Annotated in this window: 15 protein-coding genes; 8 read left to right on the forward strand and 7 right to left on the reverse strand. The window is 71.2% G+C overall.

What is annotated here, in order from left to right:
• The first annotated feature begins 26 nt into the window (after nucleotides 1-26).
• Both AB0259_RS11365 and dcd read left to right on the forward strand, forming a co-directional pair.
• Nucleotides 27-2,048, forward strand: coding sequence for a beta-galactosidase (locus AB0259_RS11365; RefSeq protein WP_366221619.1), 2,022 nt, complete (start codon nucleotides 27-29; stop codon nucleotides 2,046-2,048).
• 27 nt (nucleotides 2,049-2,075) lie between these two features.
• Complete coding sequence (dcd, locus tag AB0259_RS11370) at nucleotides 2,076-2,681, forward strand: dCTP deaminase (protein WP_366221618.1); 606 nt, start codon at nucleotides 2,076-2,078, stop codon at nucleotides 2,679-2,681.
• Nucleotides 2,682-2,687: 6 nt separating this feature from the next.
• Here the strand turns inward: dcd and AB0259_RS11375 are convergent, their stop codons facing one another.
• Entirely contained in the window at nucleotides 2,688-3,203 is a 516-nt protein-coding gene (locus AB0259_RS11375; protein ID WP_366221617.1) for a hypothetical protein, read from the reverse strand.
• 144 nt (nucleotides 3,204-3,347) lie between these two features.
• Here AB0259_RS11375 and AB0259_RS11380 point away from each other — a divergent pair, with 144 nt between their 5' ends.
• The gene (locus tag AB0259_RS11380; protein WP_366221616.1) at nucleotides 3,348-3,854 is read left to right on the forward strand and encodes a MarR family winged helix-turn-helix transcriptional regulator; all 507 of its coding nucleotides are present in this window, start codon (nucleotides 3,348-3,350) and stop codon (nucleotides 3,852-3,854) included.
• A 70-nt stretch (nucleotides 3,855-3,924) separates the two neighbouring features.
• The gene (locus AB0259_RS11385) at nucleotides 3,925-5,592 is read left to right on the forward strand and encodes a BCCT family transporter (protein WP_366221614.1); all 1,668 of its coding nucleotides are present in this window, start codon (nucleotides 3,925-3,927) and stop codon (nucleotides 5,590-5,592) included.
• 15 nt (nucleotides 5,593-5,607) lie between these two features.
• On the opposite strand, the gene AB0259_RS11390 is transcribed toward AB0259_RS11385, so the two are convergent.
• The 4 genes from AB0259_RS11390 to AB0259_RS11405 are packed head-to-tail and all read right to left on the reverse strand — an operon-like array spanning nucleotide 5,608 to nucleotide 11,390.
• Nucleotides 5,608-8,550: a glycoside hydrolase family 2 TIM barrel-domain containing protein gene (locus AB0259_RS11390; RefSeq protein ID WP_366221612.1), complete on the reverse strand. Its 2,943-nt coding sequence runs from the start codon at nucleotides 8,548-8,550 to the stop codon at nucleotides 5,608-5,610.
• A complete protein-coding gene (gene nagB, locus AB0259_RS11395; RefSeq protein ID WP_366221611.1) occupies nucleotides 8,547-9,305 on the reverse strand; it encodes a glucosamine-6-phosphate deaminase in 759 nt (252 codons plus the stop codon). The genes AB0259_RS11390 and nagB overlap by 4 nt, the downstream gene beginning before the upstream one ends.
• The gene (locus AB0259_RS11400) at nucleotides 9,302-10,246 is read right to left on the reverse strand and encodes a BadF/BadG/BcrA/BcrD ATPase family protein (protein WP_366221609.1); all 945 of its coding nucleotides are present in this window, start codon (nucleotides 10,244-10,246) and stop codon (nucleotides 9,302-9,304) included. The genes nagB and AB0259_RS11400 overlap by 4 nt, the downstream gene beginning before the upstream one ends.
• Nucleotides 10,239-11,390 carry an ROK family transcriptional regulator gene (locus AB0259_RS11405; protein ID WP_366221607.1) on the reverse strand — a complete coding sequence of 384 codons (1,152 nt, stop codon included), beginning with the start codon at nucleotides 11,388-11,390 and terminating at the stop codon, nucleotides 10,239-10,241. Before AB0259_RS11405 ends, AB0259_RS11400 begins: the two co-directional genes overlap by 8 nt.
• Before the next feature lie 199 nt (nucleotides 11,391-11,589).
• Between AB0259_RS11405 and AB0259_RS11410 the strand changes: the two genes are divergently transcribed.
• Entirely contained in the window at nucleotides 11,590-13,938 is a 2,349-nt protein-coding gene (locus tag AB0259_RS11410) for a glycoside hydrolase family 95 protein (RefSeq protein WP_366221605.1), read from the forward strand.
• Nucleotides 13,939-13,996: 58 nt separating this feature from the next.
• Entirely contained in the window at nucleotides 13,997-14,632 is a 636-nt protein-coding gene (locus AB0259_RS11415; protein WP_366221603.1) for an NAD(P)-binding domain-containing protein, read from the forward strand.
• 81 nt (nucleotides 14,633-14,713) lie between these two features.
• On the opposite strand, the gene AB0259_RS11420 is transcribed toward AB0259_RS11415, so the two are convergent.
• Together AB0259_RS11420 and AB0259_RS11425 are read right to left on the reverse strand one after the other, a co-directional pair.
• Nucleotides 14,714-16,120, reverse strand: a complete 1,407-nt coding sequence (locus AB0259_RS11420) for an MFS transporter (RefSeq protein ID WP_366221602.1) — start codon at nucleotides 16,118-16,120, stop codon at nucleotides 14,714-14,716.
• A gap of 68 nt (nucleotides 16,121-16,188) precedes the next feature.
• On the reverse strand, nucleotides 16,189-16,986 hold the full coding sequence (locus tag AB0259_RS11425) for a response regulator transcription factor (RefSeq protein WP_366221600.1): 798 nt from the start codon (nucleotides 16,984-16,986) through the stop codon (nucleotides 16,189-16,191).
• Between the two features lie 240 nt (nucleotides 16,987-17,226).
• Here AB0259_RS11425 and AB0259_RS11430 point away from each other — a divergent pair, with 240 nt between their 5' ends.
• On the forward strand, nucleotides 17,227-18,891 hold the full coding sequence (locus AB0259_RS11430) for an ATPase, T2SS/T4P/T4SS family (protein WP_366221598.1): 1,665 nt from the start codon (nucleotides 17,227-17,229) through the stop codon (nucleotides 18,889-18,891).
• Nucleotides 18,878-20,089, forward strand: coding sequence for a type IV pilus twitching motility protein PilT (locus AB0259_RS11435; RefSeq protein ID WP_366221596.1), 1,212 nt, complete (start codon nucleotides 18,878-18,880; stop codon nucleotides 20,087-20,089). The genes AB0259_RS11430 and AB0259_RS11435 overlap by 14 nt, the downstream gene beginning before the upstream one ends.

The raw sequence follows: 20,089 nt of genomic DNA on the forward strand, positions 1-20,089 counted from the left end.
CACGTTTTTGGGACTAACGTGGTCGCGTGCAGAACTACTGCTGGGTGAAGGACGGCTCGCAGGAGCCCGGGACGATGCGCTACGGCGCCGATTACAACCCGGAGCAGTGGCCGCGCGAGGTGTGGGACGACGACGTGCGGCTGATGCGCGAGGCGGGGGTCAACATCGTCTCGCTCGGGATCTTCTCGTGGGGTCTGCTCGAACCGCGCCCCGGCGAGTACGACTTCTCGTGGCTCGACGAGATCATCGACCTGCTGCACGCGAACGGCATCGACGTGGACCTCGCCACCGCGACCGCGTCACCGCCGTCCTGGATGGCGCGGCGGCACCCCGAGATCCTGCCTCAGACCGTCGACGGCACGATCCTGTGGCCCGGCGCGCGCCAGCACTGGCGGCCCACCTCGCCGATCTTCCGCGAGTACGCGCTGCGTCTCGTGCGCGCGCTCGCCGAGCGCTACGGCGATCACCCGGCCGTCGTCGCGTGGCACATCTCCAACGAGCTCGGCTGCCACAATCTCTACGACTACAGCGACGACGCGGCGCGCGCGTTCCGTGTCTGGCTCGAAGCGCGCTACGGCACGGTCGAGGCGCTCAACGACGCGTGGGGGACCGCTTTCTGGTCGCAGCACTACGAGGAGTGGGACGAGATCCTGCCGCCACGGTCGGCGCCGACGATCCGCAACCCCGGGCAGCAGCTCGACTTCGAACGCTTCTCGTCGGATGCCGTCCGCGAGCACCTGCGAGCCGAGGCGGCCGTGCTCGCCGAGGTGACCCCCGGCATCCCGCGGACGACGAACTTCATGGTCGCGCAGAACGTGCGCGACATCGACTATCCGTCCTGGGTGGGGGACGTCGACTTCGTCTCGAACGACCACTACCTGCGTCCGGGCGAGCTCGGCCGCGACGACCTGTCCTTCTGGGCGAACCTCACCGGCAACATCGCGGGCGGTCTGCCCTGGTTCCTCATGGAGCATGCGACGAGCGCCGTGAACTGGCGAGAGGTCAACCCGCCCAAGCGCGAGGGCGAACTCCTGCGCGACGCCCTGACCCACGTCGGGCACGGCGCCGACGCGGTCTGCTACTTCCAGTGGCGGCAGTCGCGGGCGGGCGGCGAGCGGTACCACTCGGGCATGGTGCCGCACGCGGGTGAGAACAGCCGGGTGTTCCGCGACGTGGTCGCGCTCGGCGGAGCGCTGCGGGATCTGTCGCCGGTGCACGGCTCACGGCGCGAGCGAGCGCGCGTCGCGATCGTCTTCGATTACGAGTCGTGGTGGGTCAGCGGGCGCGACGCCCACCCGACCGACGCGCTCGCCTACGACGCCGAGGCGCTCGCCTGGTACCGGGCGCTGCTCGACCTCGGCGTCCGCGCCGACGTGATCCCCGTCGATTCGGCGTTCGACGGATACGAGGTGCTCATCGCGCCGATGCTGCACGCGATGCCGGACGACCTGCGTGCCCGCCTGACGTCCTACACGGATGCCGGTGGCCACCTCGTGACGACGTACTTCTCGGGCATCGTCGACGGCAACGACCGCGTCTGGCTCGGCGGATACCCCGGCGCCCTGCGCGACCTGCTCGGCGTCGTCGTCGAGGAGTTCGTGCCCCTGCTGCCCGGCGAGCGGGTCGTGTTCGCCTCGGGCGCCGCAGCGACGGCGTGGACCGAGCGGATCGTCCACGTCGCGGACGACGTCGAGGTGCTCGACACCTACGCCGACGGCGACCTCGCGGGCGCTCCCGCCGTGACGCGTCGTCGCCTGGCCGGGGGCGGCTCGGCGACGTACGTCTCGGCCGACATCGGTCGCGACGGCGTGCGCTCGGTGCTCATGGGGCTCGGACTCGATGCACTGGCCGGCGACCCGCGGTCCGCCGACGGTCGGCTCGACGTCATCGAGCGCGGCGACGCGGACGCGCGATTCGTCTTCCTCTCGAACCGCACCGACGTGGCGGTGGAGTCGCCGACGGTCGGCGGCGTGCTCGTCGGCGAGGCCGCGGCATCCGGTGTCGTCGTGCCGCCGCGGGGCGTGGTGGTGGTGCGCGTCGCGCGGTGACCCGCGGCGCGCCAGTAGGCTGGCCGCGTGCTGCTCAGCGACCGCGACATCCGACTCGAGATCGACGGAGGCCGCATCGGCCTCGACCCCTGGGATCCGGCGATGGTCCAGCCCTCGAGTGTCGACGTTCGGCTCGATCGCTACTTCCGGCTGTTCGACAACCACAAGTACCCGTTCATCGACCCGGCCGAGGATCAGCCTGAGCTGACGCGGCTGATCGAGGTGGCCGCCGACGAGCCGTTCATCCTGCACCCCGGCGAGTTCGCGCTCGGCGCGACGTTCGAGCAGATCACGCTGCCCGACGATGTCGCCGCACGGCTGGAGGGCAAGAGCTCGCTGGGTCGCCTCGGACTCATCACGCACTCCACGGCCGGGTTCATCGACCCCGGCTTCTCGGGGCACGTCACGCTCGAGCTGGCGAACGTCGCGACCCTGCCGATCAAGCTGTGGCCGGGGATGAAGATCGGGCAGTTCTGCTTCTTCCGCCTGAGCTCGCCGGCCGAGAACCCGTACGGCACCGGCCCCTACAAAAACCGGTACCAGGGGCAGCGGGGGCCGACGGCATCCCGCTCATTCCAGAACTTCCACCGCACCGACGTCGGGACGACCGACGCCGGTGCGAAGGGGAACTGACCGGGCTCAGTCCTGCTGCGCCTGCGCGTAGCCGCGGCTGAAGCCCCGCTCGTACGCCTCGGCGACCGCCGGATGCGGGGCGAAGCCGGTGCGCTCGCCGCAGCCGTGGCCGTGGTGGCCGTGCCGCTCGTGGTGTCCGAAGCGGCCGGGCTCGCCGTGGGCGAATCCGGGGTGCGGGAACCGGCCGCCGAAGCCCGGACCGAAGCCGCGACCGAAACGGCGACCGAACGGGCCGCGCGGGCCGCGGTGCTCCCGACCGGGACGAGGCGGCATCGGCTGGGACTCGTCCCAGCCGAGTTCTCGGGCGATCGCGTCGAGCGAGCGGACCATCGCGTCGAGGTCGTCCTGCGGGACGGCGGCGGTGATCCGGTCCTGCACGCCGGCGACGACCTCGTCGCGACGAGCGGATGCCTCGGGCCCGGCCTCGTCCAGCTGTCGGCGCACCTCGCGGGCGAGCAGACGGTGGACGAGCTTGAGGCGGAAGCCGAGGGGCAGGGTGTGGTTGTCATGTGGGGTGTTCATGGGGTGTCCTTCCGGGACGTCGTGTCACCGGCGGGCTTTCCGCGATGACCATTGCATGTCAATGTGCAAGTACATGCAGTGTGACATGCATGCGTGACGCATGTCAAGTGACATGTATGCCTCAGCGGGCGGTATCGTCGGAGGGTGACCGATCCGACCGGAGACCTCGACGCGCTCCTCGCGGCGTTCGCGCAGATGCGCCCCCGCGGCGGTCCACACCGGGCGCACGGTCCGCACGGCCGAGGCCCGCACGAGGGGCCTCCGCCCTGGATGCGCGGCGGACCGGGCTTCGGTCCGGGCATGCGGATGGCGGGCGCGCCCGCCCGCATCCGCCTCCTCGACGCCCTCGTCCACGCGGAGCACCCGCTGTCGGTGAGCGAGATCGCCGACGCCATCGGTGTCGACCAGCCGCGCGCCTCGCGACTGGTCCAGCAGGCGGTCGAGATGGGGTTGGCCGCTCGGGAGGCGGATCCCGACGACGCCCGCCGCACCCGCATCGCACTGACATCCGAGGGCCGGCGCCGCGCGGGGGACTTCCGCGGTGAGCGGCGCGAGCGGCTGACCCGCGCGCTCGCCGACTTCACCAACGACGAGCGCGCAGAGCTCGTCCGCCTGCTCGGCAAGCTCGCGGCATCCTGGCCCCGCGACTGACCCGGTAACCCGGAGACCGGCGCCGGCGCAAGAAGGTGAGCGGATGCCGGGGCCTCAGTAACCTGGCGGGATGTCCGACAGCGCCCCTGTGTCAGAGACCGCCACGACCGCGACGGGAGTGCGGGCGAAGCCGAGCATCTGGGTGATCGCCCCCGCGGCGATCGTCGCGGTCGTCTTCAGCGCCTTCGCCATCGCGTTCCCCGCGCAGGCGGAGGCGTTCTTCGGGACGATCCAGGGCGCCATCATCGACACCTTCAGCTGGTACTACGTCCTCATCACGGCGTTCTTCGTCGCCTTCTGCCTCTTTCTCGGGTTCAGCCGCTTCGGCGACATCCGTCTGGGCAAGGACGACGACAAGCCCGAGTTCTCGACCGGGGCCTGGTTCTCCCTCCTGTTCGCCGCGGGGATGGGCATCGGACTCGTCTTCTACGGGGTGAGCGAGCCGCTCAGCCACTTCGTCGACCCGAAGCCGGGTGTCGAGGGCACCCCCGCGCAGCTCGCGCAGTCGGCGCTGACCCAGACGTACCTCCACTGGGGTGTGCAGGCCTGGGCCGTCTACGTCGTGGTGGGCATCGCGCTCGCCTACGCCATCCACCGCCGCGGGCGCCCGCTGTCGATCCGCTGGGCGCTGGAGCCCATCCTCGGTCGCCGTGTGCGGGGCGGATGGGGCAACGCGATCGATGCGATCGCCCTCGTCGGCACGCTGTTCGGTGTCGCCACGAGCCTCGGCCTCGGGGTGCTCCAGATCAGTTCCGGTCTCGACAGCGCAGGCATCATCGCCAACCCCAGCCTGCTCGTGCAGGTCATCATCATCGCGGTCATCACGACCGCGGTGCTTTTCTCGGTGCTGTCGGGGGTGACCAAGGGCATGAAGTGGCTGTCGTCGCTCAACCTGATCCTCGCCGGATTGCTCCTGCTGTTCGTCCTGTTCACGAACGACACGTTCTACCTGCTCCGCGAGTGGGTGCAGTCCATCGGCTCGTATCTGCAGGATTTCGTCGGCCTGAGCTTCAGCGTCAGCGCGTTCCAGGGCGCCGAAGGGCAGGCCTGGCAGGCGACCTGGACCTCGTTCTACTGGGGCTGGTGGATCTCGTGGGCGCCGTTCGTGGGAATCTTCATCGCGCGGGTGAGCCGCGGTCGCACGGTCCGGGAGTTCGTGATGGGGGTGCTCATCGTGCCCACCCTCGTCGGCGTGCTCTGGTTCGCGGTGCTCGGCGGCTCGGCCATCAAGCTCGAACTCGACCAGCCGGGGACGATGACCCAGGGCGATGGCTCTGTCAACGTCGAGGGCGCCCTCTTCCAGCTGTTCGAGAGCCTCCCGGCGCCGCTCCTGCTGACCGTCGGAGCGCTCATCCTCATCGCGCTCTTCTTCGTCACCTCGGCGGACTCGGGCGCCCTCGTCATGGGCATGATCGCCACCGGCGGCGACCCCGAGCCCAGCAAGCCGGTGCGCACCCTGTTCACCCTCATCACCGCCCTGCTGGCCATCGCCCTCCTCATCGCGGGCGGCCTCACCGCCCTGCAGACGGCGGCGATCATCATCGCCTTGCCGTTCAGCGTCGTCATGCTGCTCATCTGCTGGGCGACGGTCGTCGCGTTCCAGCGCGAGAGGCGCATCTACGAGAAGGCCGAGCGCGCCCAGCTGCTGGAGCACGTCGGCGAGCACTACGGACTCGAGGTCGAGTCCGAGAACGAGCGCGGCATCCGCATCCCGTGGATCCGGAAGCGGGGCGACTGAGCCCCGCCCCCGGACTCAGACGGTCTCGAACAGCAGCGCGAACGACGCGTCGCGCGCGGGCAGTCGGTACCGCGGCAGGACGCCCGGACCGCAGGTCGCCGTCCCCACCCCGGACTGTGCGATGTCGATCGAGACGTGCGTCGCGGTCGACTCGGGCAGCAGCGACGCGTGCGAGGTCGAGCTGAGCGTCGTGCGGTCCCACGGTGACACCGTGAGGGCGACGCCGGCGTCCAGCGCCTCGCCGCCGACAACGCTCACCCGCACGGCACCCTGCGTGGTGCGGATGACAGCCGTGCGCACACCGCGTCGCGACCCGCTCTCCTGCGGGCGGACGTGGGGTGTCACGAGATCGTCGGCGCCCGCTTCGAACCAGCCGAAGTGCACGCCGGAGTCGGTGTCGGGGTAGCTGGGTCCGGGACCGAGGCCCGCGAAGTCCATGCCGAGCGGCGCGCCGGCGAGGGCGACGTCGACGCCCAGGCGCGCCCAGTCGACGGTCCACGAGAACGGCGCCTTCTCGATCCACGAGTTGTCCCACGAGCCGATGCTGCGCAGGTCCAGCTCGAGCAGCAGCCCTTCGGGCACACGCGACCAGCGCCAGAGCGCATCGACGCCGCTGTCGAACGACGGCGCGCCGACGCGGGTGTCGACGGTCAGGGCCGCGGCATCCGCGTCGATGCCGCGCACCCGGGTCTGCATCCGGTCGATCCGCGCCAGCGCCCAGCGCTCCGCCATGGGCGGGAGAGTCGGCTCGTCCCAGCCGGGGAACAGGTCGTTGTCGGTCGGCGCGCGCCAGATCCCGATGCCGGGGCCCTCGACGACGTCGAGGGAGCCGAGGCGCAGCGGCCGGCCACGCCGGTCGAACTCGTCGGCGCGCGGAGAGGTGCCGGGGCCGACCCGCGGGACGCCGGCCGCAACGTGCTGACCGGTCGCGACGACGTGTCCGGCGGGGGCCCACTCGGTCTCGTCGCGGAGGCGGGCGGCGACGGTCAGCACATCGGCGACGCGCGACCCGGACACCGACCGGGCCTCGACGGGCAGTGCGACCTCGCCGCGCTCTCGCGGTCCGACGGCCGGGACCGCCAGCTCGCCCTGGGCCACGACCTCTCCGTCGAGCTCGCGCCGCCAGGTGAAGGCCAGGCGGTCGGTGTCGACGTGGTCGTAGCGGTTCTGCAGCCGGATGCGGCGACGGTCGGCATCCACCCCGATCACGACGGGCGCGATGATCGCGGCGTAGTCGACGAGCCCCGGACGGGGTTCGCGGTCGGCGCTGATGAGTCCGTCGATGACGAAGTTGTGGTCGTGCACCGACTCGCCGAAGTCCCCGCCGTAGCGGAACGCGCGTCGGCCATGCTCGTCCTCGATCGCGATCGCGTGCTCCACCCACTCCCAGATGAAGCCGCCGGCCAGCCTCGGGAACCGTTCGTACAGGTCCCAGTACTCCTTCACCCCGCCGGGGCTGTTGCCCATCGCGTGACCGAACTCGCAGTGCACGAACGGCAGCGAGCGGCGGCGGAGCTCGGCGGCGCCGATGTCGGCGGGCGGGATCGCCTCGGCCTCCTCGCCGATCTCGCGGACCTCGTCGTGCGACGCGTACATCCGCGAATACACGTCGGTGTCGCGGCTCGAGCGGTCGCCCTCGTAGTGGAGGAGGCGGGTCGTGTCGTTCTCGCGCACCCACCGCGCCATCGCCCGGATGTTGCAGCCGGCGCCGGACTCGTTGCCGAGCGACCACATGATGACGCTGGGGTGGGTGCGGTCGCGCGTGACGGTGCGGCGGATGCGGTCGACGAAGGATGCCTCCCACGCCGGGTCGTCGCTCGGGTTGCCGCGCCACGAGACGTACTCGTACTCGTGAGTCTCGAGGTCGCACTCGTCGATGACGTAGAGGCCGAGCTCGTCGGTCAGGTCGAGGAACTCCGGATGCGGCGGGTAGTGCGAGGTGCGCACGGCGTTGATGTTGTGCTGCTTCATCAGCACGAGGTCGCGTCGGGCGAGCTCGGTGGTGTGCACGCGGCCGCGTTCGGGGTCGTGCTCGTGGCGGTTCACCCCGCGCAGCATGATCGGTCGTCCGTTGAGCGTCAGCACGCCGCCCTCGGCGCGGACGCGGCGGAAGCCGACACGCACCGACACGGTCTCGGATGCCGTGCGGAGGGTCGCGTCGTAGAGGCGCGGCGTCTCGGCGGACCAGGGCTCGACGGCCCCCGCGTCGACGGTGCTGCGGCCCGCCGCGACATCCGTGCGGATCCCCAGCTCGGGAATCTCGAGCACAGCGTCGGCGGACGTCGTCACCTCGACCGTGCCGTGCCCGGTCTCGTGGTCGAAGTCGCCGGTCAGGACGGCGTCGTCGATGCCGCCGGCGGGGCGGGCGAGCAGGGCGACGCTGCGGAAGACACCCGGCAGCCACCACATGTCCTGGTTCTCGAGGTACGTGCCGTCCGAGAACTGGGCCACGCGCACCGCGACGACGTCGCCCTCGCCGGTGAGCGCGTCGGTGACGTCGAACTCGTGCGTGAGCCGACTGCCGCGGGTCGAGCCCAGGCGGTTGCCGTTGACGAACACGTCGGCGGCGGACTCGATGCCGTCGAAGCGCAGGACGACGCGGCCCCCGGCATCCGTCACCCGTCGGATCGCGTCGTCGACGTCGATGCGGCGCACGTAGTCACCGACCGGGTTCTCATCGGGCGGGTAAGGCGGGTCGATGGGGAACGGGAACTGCACGTTCGAGTAGGCAGGGGTGCCGAACCCGCTCATGTTCCAGTGCGACGGGACGCTGATCTCGTCCCAGCCGTCGGTCGCGCCGGACGTCCAGTCGTCCTGCGGGGCCAGGGCGGGGGAGGGCGACAGGCGGAACCGCCAGGGTCCGTCGAGCGACTGCGTGGGCGCGTCGGAGCGCAGGCGCGTGCGCGGCGCGAGCGAGCCCTCGCCGGGGCCGATGCGGGCGACGTCGAACGTCGTCACGGGGCGACCTCGGCGGACAGCGATGCGGGGCTCAGTCGCGACGCGGCGGCTGCGTCGAGGACGAGGGTGACGCGGTCGTGCCGCTGGAGGAAGGATGCCGGCAGGTCGACCGTCTGCGGGCCCTCGACGGCGCGGGCGACGGCGTCGGCCTTCGACTCGCCCCACGCGATGAGGACGATCTCGCGGGCATCGAGGATGGTTCCGATCCCCTGCGTGAGGGCGTGGGTGGGGACCTGGCCGGCGTCGCCGTCGAAGAAGCGGCTGTTGTCCGCGACCGTGCGCGGTGCCAGCTCGACGACACGCGTGCGCGAGTCAGGAGCGGAGCCCGGCTCGTTGAAGCCGATGTGGCCGTTGGCCCCGATGCCGAGGATCTGCAGATGCACCCCGCCGGCTTCGGCGATCGCCGCCTCATAGCGCGCGGCGGCCTCGGCGGGGTCGGCGGCGGCGCCCTCGGGGACGTGCACACGCGAGGGGTCGAGGCGCAGGGGCTCCGTGACCTCGCGCGCGATCACGGAGTGGTAGCTCTCGGGGTGGTCCACCGGCAGTCCGACGTACTCGTCGAGCGCGAATGCCGCGGCGCGCGACAGGTCGAGGCCGTTCTGCACACGCGCGGTGAGGGCGCGGTACAGCGGCTGCGGGCTCGACCCGGTCGCGACGCCGAGGACGGGGGCGGGCCGGTCGGCGGTCGAGGTGGCGACGATCGCCGCAGCGATCTCGCCGGCGCCGGCGGCATCGGGGGAGAGCAGGATCCTCACGAGAGCACCTTTCGGGGGGAGAGCTGGTCGCGGCGGGCGGCCGCAAGGGCGAGGGCGCCGACGACGGGTGGTTCGTCGAGCACATGCAGGCGGAGCGCACCGTCTCGGGTCCTCAGCTCGGTGCGCAGGAGGTCGGCGAGCAGCGGTTGCGCCGTCATGACGCCGCCCGCCGCGATGACGTCTGAGCCACGCGCCCCGCGACGACGCACGGCGACGACCGCCTCGGCGAGGTGGACCGCCGAGGCGGCGATGACCTCGCGGGCGATCGTCGAGCCGTCCGCGACGGCCGCGAACACCTGCGGCGCGAAGTTGCCCCAGGACGCCTCGCTCGCTCCGGCCTGGAAGCGCAGCGCGAGGTCGACGTGGTCGACCGCCTCGAACGCGGCGAGGAATCGAGCCCCGAGCGGGTCGGTCATCGCCGCCGCTCCGCGCTGGTCGACGGCGCGCAGCAGACCGACGGCCGCGCGCCGCGAGATGCCGGGTGCGCTCGCATCGTCCGCGATGAGCCAGCCGTAGCCGTCTGCGGTCACCGGCGCGCCGTCGGCGTCGAAGCCGACGATCACCGATCCGGTGCCGGCGATGACGCACACGGCGGACTCGAGTCCCATCGCCGGGGCGAGGAGGACGCCGTCGTTCAGCATCTCGACGTGCCCCGGCATCCGTTCCCCGAGCAGGGCCGTCGCCTGCAGGCTCTGCCGCGTGCTGTCGATGCCGTGTGCGCCGACGATCGTCACCTCGGGGACGGCGCCGACCGTGTCGAGGACGAGCCGCGCGAGCCGATCGAAGTTCGCGAGGTCGTCGAAGATCGCGCCGTCGCGCCAGAGCTCGCTCGGCACGATGCGATCGACGGTCTCGCCGGCGACGCGTGCGCGCAGGTGCGTCTTCGTCCCCCCGACGTCGACACCCACGAGCGTTCCGGTGGTCTCGGTGAGGTCAGGCAAGGTACACCGCCCCTTTCACGTGGTCGATGATGAGCTGCCCGATGCCGACGAGGGCGGCGTCCTCGCCGAGCGCCCCGACGACCAGGGCGGGCGGCCGGGGGATGCGTCCGTCGAGGCGCCGGGTGACACCGTCCACGAGCAGATCGGTGCGCCGCGGCAGACGGCCCGCAAGGATCACCACGCGGCAGTCGAGGATCACCGACAGGGCGGCGACGGACATCGCGATGTGATCGAGCAGTCGCTCGGCCCGCTCGCCGCCGGCGGCGCTCTCGTCGTCGAGGACGGCCATGGTGGATGCCTCGCCGCGGGCGGCCCCGAGGCTGAGGACAAGCGTCTCGAGGTCGCCGCCGGCCGCCCGGGGTACGGCGAAGGCCTGCGGATCGGTGATGAGGTAGCCGATCTCGCCGGCTGCGGCGCCCGCACCGCGGACGAGGCGATCGCCCGAGACGATCCCCGCACCGACGCCGATCCCGAAGACGAGGGCGGCGAGGTCGCCGGTGCCCTGCCCGGCGCCGCGGGTCCATTCGCCGATCGTCACGGCGTTCGCGTCGTTCTCGACCACGACCGGGAGTCCCGTGCGCGCCTGGAGCAGATCGCGGGCGGCGAGCCCGTTCCACTCGAGCTCGACCGAATCGCTCACGGAGCCGTCGGCCCCGACGACGCCGGGGACGGACAGGCCGACCCCCTGGGCGGGGCTGCCGAGGTCCGCGGCGGCGCGGACGAGGCGCTCGGCGAGCATGCCGACCCCCTCGAGGCGGGAGGAGGCCGTGAGATGCCCGTCGGCATCCTGCAGCGACCGGACATCGGTGTGCCGGATCTCACCGTTCAGGTCGATGAGCGCCCCGCGCGCGACGGCGGAGGTGACGTCGACCGCGACGACCGTGCGCGCCTCGCCGAGGTGCCGGTAGCGGTGGGTCGGGCGACCGATGCCGCCGTTGTCGCGCTCGACGCCGAGGAGGCCCTCGTCGACCATGCGGGCGCAGAGGCGGTGCACGGTCGCCGACGCGAGTCCGGTGGCCGCGACGAGCTCGGCGCGGCCCAGGGGGCCGGCCGCGAGGGCGTCGAGGATCGCGGTGCGGTTGATGCGGGTGACGTCGGCGTTGGTCGCCGTGCCCCTGCTCGCCGCTGCCCGATCGCCGCTCACGGATTCCCTTCCCCGCCTTTTCGTCTTACTCTGAGATAAAAGCAGACGGATGCCGGGGGCGCAAGGCCGGCCGCGGCACCGTCTATCGTCGGAACGGTGCCCTCGCCGGCGCGCATCCCGCGCGCGAGGGCCGATGCCCGTCGCGGCCCCGCATCCCCCCGCTGCGGCATCCGGCCGTCACCGGCCGAGAGGAAACCCCATGACCGAGCACGTGCTGTGGTACCGCCGTCCCGCCGAGACCTGGAACGAGGCGCTGCCTCTGGGCAACGGAGCTCTCGGCGCGATGTGCTTCGGCGGCGTCGCCGACGCCCTGCTGCGCCTGAACGATGAGACCGCGTGGTCGGGCAGTCCGGCCAGTGAGCTCGCGGCGCCGCTCGTCACAGCGGAACAGGCCCGAGACGCGCTCGCTGCCGCCCGCGAGGCCGTCGCGGACGGCAGGGAGGACGAGGCGGACGTGCTCGTGCGCCGCCTGCAGCACCGTCACGCCCAGTCGTTCCTGCCGTTCGCCGATCTGCGCCTGCGCATCGACGGGGCGGATGCCGCCGAGCTCACCGGGTACCGGCGAGAACTCGATCTGGCCACCGCGACGCACTCGGCCGACGGCGGCCTCGACGGCAACCGCGTGCATCACCGCACGTGGATCAGCGCGCCCCATCAGGTGCTCGTCCACGAGCTCGAGAGCGATGACCCGATCGACGTGCGCGTCGAGCTCGAGACCCCCCTGCGCGAACTCGGACGCGTCGAGAACGACGCCGCCACGACGCTGCTCGTCCAGGTCCCGTCGGATGTGACGCCGCCGCACGACGAGGTCGACCAGCCGATCGTCTACGACGAGGATGCGCCCTCGGTCCGCGGAGCGCTGCACCTGCGGATCCTCACCGATGGCACCCTCGTCCGCGGCGGTCGGGTCCTGCGCGCTACGCGGGTGACCATCGTCCTCGCGACCGCGACGACCTTCACCGGGATGGGACGGATGCCCGAGGGCACCGAGCGCGCCGCGGCGCGACGTGCGACCGAGCTCGTGAACGCGGCCCTCTCGGACGGTCTCGACGAGGTGCGCACCGCGCAGCTGCGCGACCACGCCCGCCTCTACGACCGTGCTGAGCTGACGCTCGCGCCCGCGCCCGAGGCGGATGACCTCGACACCGCCGAACGGCTCCGGGCGCTGGGCGAGGGCGGCGCCGTCGACGTGGCGCGCGACCCCGGCATGGCGGCGCTGCTGTTCCACTACGGCCGGTACCTGCTCGTCTGCTCCTCGAGGCCGGGTGGCCTGCCGGCGACGCTGCAGGGCATCTGGAACCAGGACGTCCGCCCCGAGTGGAGCTCGAACTACACGACGAACATCAACGTCGAGATGAACTACTGGGCGGCGCACACGACCAACCTCAGCGAGACGGAGGAGCCGCTCCTCGGGCTGCTCGACGCGCTGGCCGACAGCGGCGGGGAGACCGCGCGCCGGCTGTACGACGCCCCCGGCTGGGTCGCGCACCACAACACGGATGCCTGGGGTTACACCCAGCCCGTCGGCGACGGCCGGCACGACGCCGCGTGGGCCTTCTGGCCGATGGCGGGTCTCTGGCTCGGCCTGCACCTCGCCGAGCGCGAGGCGTTCGGTGTGACCGACCGCGCGGAGCGCCTGCGCGCGTTCCGGCTGCTGCGGGGAGCGACGGCCTTCGCCCTCGCCTGGACGACGGTGTCGGAGGAGGGCCTGCGCGGCACTGCGCTGTCGACCTCGCCCGAGAACGTCTTCCGCACCGCGAGCGGCGGCTCGGCGGCCGTCTCGGAGTCGGCGACTCTCGACGTCGTCCTGCTGCGCGCCCACCTCGACTCCTTCGTCCGTGCCGCGCATCTCGTGGGCCAGGAGGACGATCCGCTCGTCGCCCAGGCGATCGAGGCCCGCGCACAGCTCCCCGAGATCCCCGTCGTGGACGGGACGATCGCCGAATGGCCGGGCGGGCGCGAGGCGGTCGACCCGCGCCACCGTCACCTCTCGCCCCTCGTGTTCGTCTACCCCGGGACCGAGCCGCTGACGGACGAGCTCGCGGCCGCGGCATCCCGCTTCCTCGACCTGCGCGAGGACGAGTCCACCGGCTGGTCGCTCGCATGGAAGATCGCCCTCCGCGCCCGGCTCGGCCAGCCCGAACGCGTCGCCGCGCTGCTCGAGCTGGTCTTCCGCGACATGTCCGTTGATCGCGGTGACCAGTCCGGCGGTCTGTACGACAACATGCTCGCCGCGCACCCGCCCTTCCAGATCGACGGCAACCTCGGCTACACGGCGGGGCTCGCCGAGTGCCTGCTCCAGTCGCACGGCGACACGATCGACCTGCTCCCGGCGCTGCCCGCGGCTCTCGGCGGCGGCTCGGTGCGGGGCCTCGTCGCGCGCCCCGGCATCGAGATCGACCTCGCCTGGGACGCCGACGGCGTCGTCACCTCCGCGCGGGCGAGGGCCCGCTCGACGGATGCCGAGGGGGCCCGCACGTTCCGCAGCGGCGACCAGCGGATCGAGGCCGTGGTCGGCTCGACGTGGAGCGTGCTCATCGGGGAGTGATCGGCATCCCCAGTCCCCGTTCGGGAATGCCCACGGTGTCGTGGCGTTTCCTCGACACATGACACACGTAGGAATCATCGGCGCAGGAAACATCGGCTCGGCCATCGCACGGGTGCTGGTCGCGCAGGGCCATCAGGTCGCGATCGCCAACTCTCGCGGCCCTGAGACCCTCGCGGAACTCGTGGCCGAGTTCGGCGAGAACGCGCAGGCGATGACCGCCGCGGAGGCCGCCGCCTTCGGCGAGTGGGTCGTCGTGACGGTGCCGCTGAAGGCGATCGACGACCTGCCCGTGGCGGAGCTCGCCGGGAAGATCGTCGTCGACACGAACAACTACTACTGGGAGCGCGACGGGCACATCGCCGAGCTCGACGAGAAGAAGACCACGACGTCGCGCATGCTGCAGGAGCGTCTGCCGCAGTCGACCGTCGTCAAGGGCTTCAACCACATCCCGGCCGCCGACATCGCCACGACAGGCGCGCCGGCCGGCTCGCCGAACCGCCGCGCCCTCGCCACCGCGAGCGAATCGCAGGACGGCGTGACCTTCATCACCCGGCTCTACGACGACTTCGGCTTCGACACCGTCAACGTCGGCGGGCTGGACGAGAGCTGGCGCGTCGAGCGCGACCAGCCGGCCTACGTCGTGCGGCAGAACGCCGACGAGCTGCGCGAGAACCTCGCTCGCGCCGAGCGCTGACCCCCGGCATCCGCTCGCGAGCCGACGCGAACGGCGCTCATCCGCTGCGGATGGATGCCGAATGCGTCGGCTCGCGGTCGTTCAGCGCAGGTGAGCGGGGCGGGGCAGCTTGACGAAGAGCATGAGGACGAGTCCGAGCACCAGGACGATCGCGATGCCCAGGATGCCCCAGTAGGTCGCCCCGAAGGCGGCGATGAAGAGCGTCCACATCGCGGGGGCGAGGAAGCTCACGACGCGGCCCGTCGTCGCGTACAGCCCGAACACCTCGCCCTGCATGTGCTCGGGCGTGACCCGTGCGAGGAGCGACCGGGTCGATGCCTGGGCGGGGCCGACGAAGGCGCACAGGAGCAGCCCGAGGATCCAGAACGGCAGCTTGCCGGCGTCGTGCAGCAGGAACACGGCCAGGGCGGTGACGACGAGGCCGCTGAGCGAGACCAGGATGATCGCGCGGGCGCCGTACCGGTCGTCGAGGCGTCCGGCGACGACGGTCGAGATCCCGGCGACCAGGTTGGCGGCTATGCCGAAGAGGATCACCTCGTTCGGCGAGAACCCGAAGGCGACGGCGGCGAGGACACCGCCGAAGGCGAAGACGCCGCCGAGGCCGTCGCGGTAGACGGCGCTCGCCAGAAGGAACCATGCCGTGGGGCGGTGCGAGCGGAACAGGTCCCTGATGGAACGGAAGAACTCGCGGAACCACGCCGTGAACCCGAGCGGAGGCGTGCCGGCGGGGGCAGGAGGTTCCGGAACGTTGCGGAACAGCGGGATCGCGAAGGCGACCGTCCACACGGCGCAGCCGACCGCGATGAGGCGGTAGGCGAGCCCGTTCGACGTGTCCAGCCCGAACCACTCGGCCGCGTTCAGCACGACGACCGCGACGAGGGCGAGGATGCCGCCGATGTAGCCGAGTCCCCAGCCGAGCCCCGACACCTTGCCGACCGTCCGCGGCGTCGAGACGCTCACCAGCAGTGCGTTGTAGTTCACGCCGGCGATCTCGGACGCGACGGCTCCGAGGGAGACGAGGATCGCGCCGACCCAGAAGAACGACGGTTCGGCGAACACGAAGAAGAGGCCGAACTGCAGGAGCGCGAGGACGGCGGTCGCGATCAGCAACCAGCGCTTCTTGCGGCCCTTGCGGTCGGCGACCTGCCCGAGGATGGGCGCCAGCAGCAGGATCGCGAGCCCCGCGAGGGTCGAGACGAGGCCATATCCGCTCGAGAGCTCGGCGAGGGCGGACTCCTTGATCGGGTCGTCATCGGCGAGCCGGGCGACGTCCTCGGGCAGGAACGTGTCGGACACGAGGTACAGCGACACGAAGACGAAGGTCAGGATGACCGAGTTGAAGGGCTGCGTCGCCCAGTCCCACATCGCCCACGACACGACGCTCTTCCGGGCGACGGGGCGCTCCTTGAGGTCCTGGAACATCACGGGCAGAGCGCCGCTGTCGGCGGTGGCGGGGATTTCGGGCGTCCCGCCGGTGGAACGCGTCATGAGGCGCACACTACCCCGCGCACCGGTCCTCCTGGTGACGCGGACGTCACCCGGCGGTTCCCCACCACTCAGCCGGCCGCGGCCTGCACCAGGACCGTGCTCGCTACGCCGAGGGGCGCCAGCCGGTAGCCGAATCCGCGGACGGTCTCGATGCACTGCGGCGCACGCGGGTCGTCGGCGAGCTTGCGGCGCAGGTTCATGATGTGGACCTCGACGGCGTGCCGATCATGAGCGGTGATGTGGTGACCACTCTGGCCCTGGCTCTCACGCAGCATGAGCGCGAGCGACGACTTGCTGAACACCTGATCCTTGGCCCGCAGGAACGTGTGGAGCAGATCGAACTCGGAGCGCGTCAGCTCGCACTCGACGCCGGCGATGTCCACTCGTCGTGACCCCGGGAACAGGCGCAGAGCACCGTGCTCGATGACGGTCGGGTCGGACAGCACAGCCGTCGTCGGAAGGAGGGAGCGGGAGCGCCGCATCAACGCGTCGATTCGCGCTCGGAGCGCGTAGGGCCCGTACGGCTTGACGACGTAGTCGTCCGCGCCGGAGCGGAAGGCTTCGACTGCCGCCGACTCGGAATCGTCGTCGGCGAGGACGAGGACGAAGCCGTCGGAGAACTCGCGCAGCCGGCGTACGGTCTCGAAGCCGTCGATGCCGGGGAGGTCGGTGCATACGACGACCAGATTGGGTCGCTGACGCTGGGCGACGACGATCCCGCTGTAGCCGTCGCCAGACTCCTGCGTGACGAAACCCTGCTGACGCAGCGTGGTGACGAGTGCATTCCGGAGGGAGGCATCGGGATCGATCACGAGGGCGGTCCGTGCGTGGGGGTCCGACAACGGATGAGCGGCAATGGGTCGCATGCGGGAGTGTCTTTCGGCGCTGGGGGGCGAACGTCGATCGCCGGCTTCGCCGACGACGCACTCTATGAACATGAGTAGATTCTCATTTTTCTCAGACGACTCATAACTCCCACCAGCCCCGCCGGTAACGACTTCCTCAGCTTTTGCTCAAGTCGAGCAGTTCTTGCTCAGATTGGTGGGCCCGGAGGGCGGTGATCGCGGGGGCCGACCTAACGTTGAGGAGTCGTCCGGAGGTGGATCGTGAGGGGAATTGCGCAGACTCTGGTCCTGACCGGAGCCGTCCGGGCCTCGGAACTGGGTGATCTGCTCGCGACCCATGGCGAGACGGACGAGTTCATGCGCCAGCTGGTCGATCGCGGGCTGGTCACCTCCCGCCAGCTCGGGGAGGCGGTCGCGCGCCACACCGGCCACCGATTCCTGGACATCGGCGCAGCTCAGCTCGACCCGGCCGTGGTCGCGCTGCTCCCGGGAACCCTCAGTCGCAAGTATCGGGTCCTTCCGGTGGAACGGACCGGCGACCGCGTCGTCCTTGCGATGGTCAACCCGACGGACATCATCGCGCTCGACGACGTCGCGACGCTGACCGATCTCCGCGTCGAGCCCGTGGTCGTGGCCGAAGACGCCCTGCACTCCGCCTTCCAGCGGTACGTCCGCTCGGACGAGGAACTGTCCGACCTCTCGGCGACCCTCGAGGAGACCGCCGCGACGCACGCCGCCGCGACGGAGGACATCGAGGATCAGGACAGCGACGCGCCGATCGTCCGGTTCGTCAACCTCCTGATCACGCAGGCCATCGACGACCGGGCGAGCGACATCCATGTCGAGCCCGGCGAAGCCCACCTCACCGTCCGGTACCGCATCGACGGCGTCCTGCACGAGATGCAGCGCGCGGACCGGAACATCCAGGACGGTGTGATCTCGCGACTGAAGATCATGGCGGCCATCGACATCGCCGAGCGTCGCCGCCCCCAGGACGGTCGGCTGTCGGTCACCCACAGCGGACGCAAGATCGACCTCCGGGTCGCCACCCTCCCGACGGTGTGGGGCGAGAAGATCGTCATGCGGATCCTCGACAACACCGGCGTCAGTCTGTCGCTCGCCGATCTGCGGATGGGCCGCGCGAACCTCCACAGGTTCCGCAGCGCGATCACCCGGCCCCACGGCATGGTGCTCGTGACCGGCCCCACCGGCTCCGGCAAGTCCACGACGCTGTACACGGCGCTGCGCGAGGTCTCGAACCCCGCTGTCAACGTGATCACCGTCGAGGACCCGGTCGAGTACCGCATCCCCGGCATCAACCAAGTGCAGGTCAATGCGAAAGCGGGCCTCACCTTCCAGGCGGCGCTGCGCAGCATCCTCAGGTCCGACCCCGACATCGTGCTGGTCGGCGAGATCCGCGACACCGAGACCGCGATCATCTCGATCGAGGCGGCGCTCACCGGCCACCTCGTGCTCTCGACGCTGCACACCAACGACGCGCCGGGAGCGGTCGCCCGCCTCACCGAGATCGGCGCGGAGCCCTACCTCGTCGCGACGGCGCTGTCGGCGGTCGTCGCGCAGCGGCTCGCGCGTCGCCTGTGCGCATCGTGCCGCCAGCCCTACCGAGAGGACTCGGCCGTCCTCGCCCGTCTGGGCGTACCGCACGACCCCGCCGACCCGCCGGTGCTCCACCGGGCCGCCGGGTGCCCGGCGTGTTCGGGCACGGGGTATCGGGGGCGCGTCGGCGTGCACGAGGTCATGGCGATGACGGACGAGATGGAGGCGCTCGTCGTCACGCAGGCCGCGGGGTCCGACATGCGCGAGCTCGCGCTGGCGCAGGGCATGACGACGCTGCGAGAGGACGGGTGGGCGAAGGTGCTCGAAGGATTGACGACGATCGAGGAGGTTCTGCGTGTCACAGTCTGAACTGAGGCTACGAGGCGGCGCGCCGTCGACCGGAGCGGATGCCGTGGCCGGCGGGAGCCTGCTCGACGGCATCCTCCGCGCGACCGCCGCGGCCGGGGCGTCCGACACGCACTTCTCGGCCGACGCTCCGGCGCTGCAACGCCTGGACGGGGATCTCACGTCCGTCCGCGGCTTCACCGACGCCATCCCGGCGGCTGTGCTCCTGGACGAGCTGCTCGCCACGATGGGTCCGTCGCACCGCGAGGACTACCGGGCCACCGGCGAGGTCGACCTGTCGTACACCGTCCCGGGCGTCGGGCGCTTCCGCGTGAACGTCTTCCGGCAGCTCGGGCAGGTGGCGGCGGCCTTCCGCCTCATCGCTTCGCGGGCGTTCAGCCTCGACGAGCTCGGCGCTCCCGCTGTGGCGCGCGACCTGGCACTCCGGCCACGAGGCCTGGTCCTCGTGACGGGTCCGACCGGGTCGGGGAAGTCCACGACGCTCACGGCCATGATCGACGTCATCAACTCTACGAAGCCCGATCACATCGTGACCGTCGAGGATCCGATCGAGTTCGTGCACACCAGTCGTCGTTCGCTGGTCCACCAGCGAGAGGTCGGCTCCGACACCCGGTCCTTCGCCGAGGCGCTGCGGCGCGTCCTGCGACAGGACCCCGATGTCATCCTCATCGGCGAGCTCCGGGACCCCGAATCGATCTCGACGGCGCTGACGGCCGCCGAGACGGGCCACCTCGTCCTGTCGACCCTTCACACGCAGGGCGCGGCGAAGAGCATCAACCGCATCGTCGACGCCTTCCCCGCCCATCAGCAGAATCAGGTGCGCAGCCAACTCGGGGACACGCTCCAGGGTGTCATCAGCCAGACCCTGCTTCCCAAGGCTCAGGGCGGAGGGCGGGTGATCGCGACCGAAGTGCTCGTGTCGACACCCGCCGTCGCCAACCTCATCCGGGAGAACCAGATCTCGCAGCTGTACAACGCCATGCAGGCCGGCGAGGGGCACGGGATGCACACGCTCGACCAGTCGCTGAAGCGACTCGTCGAAGAGGGAGAGGTCGCGGCATCCGTCGCACGCCACTACCTCACCGACGCGCATGCGCTCGACGACGTGCGCGTCCGACCTCGCGACTACGACGCCGAAGCGTGGCTCGCCGCCGCCTCCCCGAGCGCAGCGCGCCCGGCAGAGGACGACTGGGGGATGTGA

The sequence above is a fragment of the Microbacterium sp. NPDC080005 genome, assembly GCF_040702445.1.
GTDB classification, from domain to species: Bacteria; Actinomycetota; Actinomycetes; order Actinomycetales; family Microbacteriaceae; genus Microbacterium; species Microbacterium oleivorans_D.